The organism is Pedobacter sp. 01T416_2 (assembly GCF_056398925.1).
In genome coordinates this window covers 1-2,184 of record NZ_JBFTQI010000909.1, presented here as the reverse complement: position 1 = coordinate 2,184, position 2,184 = coordinate 1, and the positions used below count along the sequence as shown (strand labels likewise).

The window sequence follows — 2,184 nt, the reverse complement described above, 5'->3', positions numbered from 1 at the left end:
CAGTAATGTAAACCGGTATCGGGTAACCAAATATGTAGCCTATGGCTTATTAACCAGGATTTATTTGTATATGGCAGATTTTGCCAATGCTAAAAAGTATAACGATTTAGCCTTAACTGCGCCACACACCTTGTTAAATTATAATTCTTACCCCCCCATACCTACTGCTCTTCCCATTTCCGAATTAAGTTCTGAAGTACTTTGGCAACGCGCATCAGTTAGCGGCTCTCCTAGTTTTATGCTCTACTCTACCGACTTAAAAAATTATTTTGACAACAACGATCTTCGTTACCAGTTCTTAACCATAATAAACAATGATGGTTTGGTACGGGCACCGCTACCAGGAGAATATAATTTCGGTATAACCTTCCCAGAAATGTACTTAACTAAAGCTGAATTGTTGGCAAGGCAAGGCCAATTTAATGAAGCCATGGCCATTGTGAACTTGTTACGTAAAAATAGGGTTAAAACTGCGGCTTATGTTGATCAAAGTGCGGCCACAGGCGAAGAAGCTTTAGTTAAAGTACTGGCAGAACGAAGAAGAGAAGGAGCTTATAGTGGTCTTCGCTGGTTTGATATGAAGCGTTTGGATCAGGAAGGCAGAATGCCAGAGGTGAAAAGGATTAATACAAAGACATTAGCAGTAGAAGGAACATTAGCACCGAAAAGCCCTAATTATACTTTTGAAATCCCTACTCGTGTCAAATTATTTAATCCTAACATGCAATTAAACCATTAATGTAAACTTTACCATCGATCCAGAACGAAATTTACTTCGAAAAGCTAAATTCTCCACTACTGGGCTATTAACCACTTATAACATTATTTTAATCGATAATTAACTTAATAACCTGAACTCGATTAATAACATGTCTTTAAAGATCTTCTGTAGATATTTTCGACTCACCGTCGTCACCCTGAATTTATTTCAGGGTCTATCTAGCAGGAAAGATGCTGAAACAAGTTCAGCATGACGATCGCGTTAGGAAAAAGAGACTAAAAATTGATCACAACGGGTAAAAATTAATCGAACTAAGGTTAATAATAAAACGGCATTAAAGCCATTCTTTGAAACTAGTCAATAATAATTTATTAAAAACTGTATGAATAATAACCATTCTTTAAAAAAAATAATCGCATTATCATGTTTTAGTGTGCTTCCTTTACTTTCACTTGCTCAAAAGGCGAATTGGCAAAATTTGGATCTTAAAACTGACTCCGTTTTTGGTATCAGTACAGAAAAAGCTTATAAAGAGCTGCTAAAAGGTAAAAAATCGAAGCCAGTAGTGGTTGCAGTACTAGATGGTGGGGTTGATTTAAATCATGAAGACCTTAAAAGAGTAATTTGGACCAATAAAAAGGAAATCGAAGGCAATGGAGTAGACGATGATAAGAATGGGTACAAGGACGATATTCATGGTTGGAATTTTTTAGGCGGAGCAACGGGTTCAATTGACCATGAAAACTTAGAGCTAACTCGTTTGGTTCGTCGTGATAAAGCTCGTTTTGCTAACCTTACAGCCGAAACAGTAGCCGAAAAGGATAAAGCAAGTTACGAAGATTTTATGAAGAATCGATCACTGCTTGATCAAGAGTTAACTACAGCAAAAAGTAATTTTGCTGGGATTTCTGGATTTAAAAGCGCATTAGATCTTTTAATTAAGAAAATTGGGAAGGAAAATCCAACGCCTAATGATATTGAAGCTTTTCAACCAGAGAGTGAGAGAGAAAGTAGAATAAAAGCAACTCTATTAAATGTTTTAAAAGATACGGACTTCAAGACTTTTTATAATGACCGACTAGCTAAAGACATGAAGCATCTTGATGATCAAATTAATTATGACTACAATGTTGATTATAACCCTCGTAGTATTGTAGGTGATGATCCTAATAACAGCAAGGAAAGATTTTATGGTAATAATGATGTAAAAGGTCCTGATGCTTCGCATGGATCCCATGTTTCGGGTATAATTGGTGCAGATCGTAGCAATAATTTAGGCATTATGGGGGTGGCGAATAATGTGTTAATTATGGGAGTTCGTACTACACCAAATGGCGATGAACGCGATAAAGATGTTGCAAACGCTATTAGGTACGCAGCAGATAATGGGGCTAAAGTAATTAACATGAGTTTTGGTAAAGCATATTCATCGGATAAAGAAGCAGTAGATGAAGCAATTAAAT

General features: G+C 36.3%; 2 protein-coding genes. Both read left to right on the top strand.

The annotated features are described in order from the left end of the window. Positions 1 to 739: RagB/SusD family nutrient uptake outer membrane protein (locus tag AC1DPQ_RS25725; RefSeq protein WP_477611307.1), on the top strand; the 739-nt coding region annotated here is incomplete at its 5' end. A gap of 364 nt (positions 740 to 1,103) precedes the next feature. Next, positions 1,104 to 2,184: S8 family serine peptidase (locus AC1DPQ_RS25720; protein WP_477611306.1), on the top strand; the 1,081-nt coding region annotated here is incomplete at its 3' end.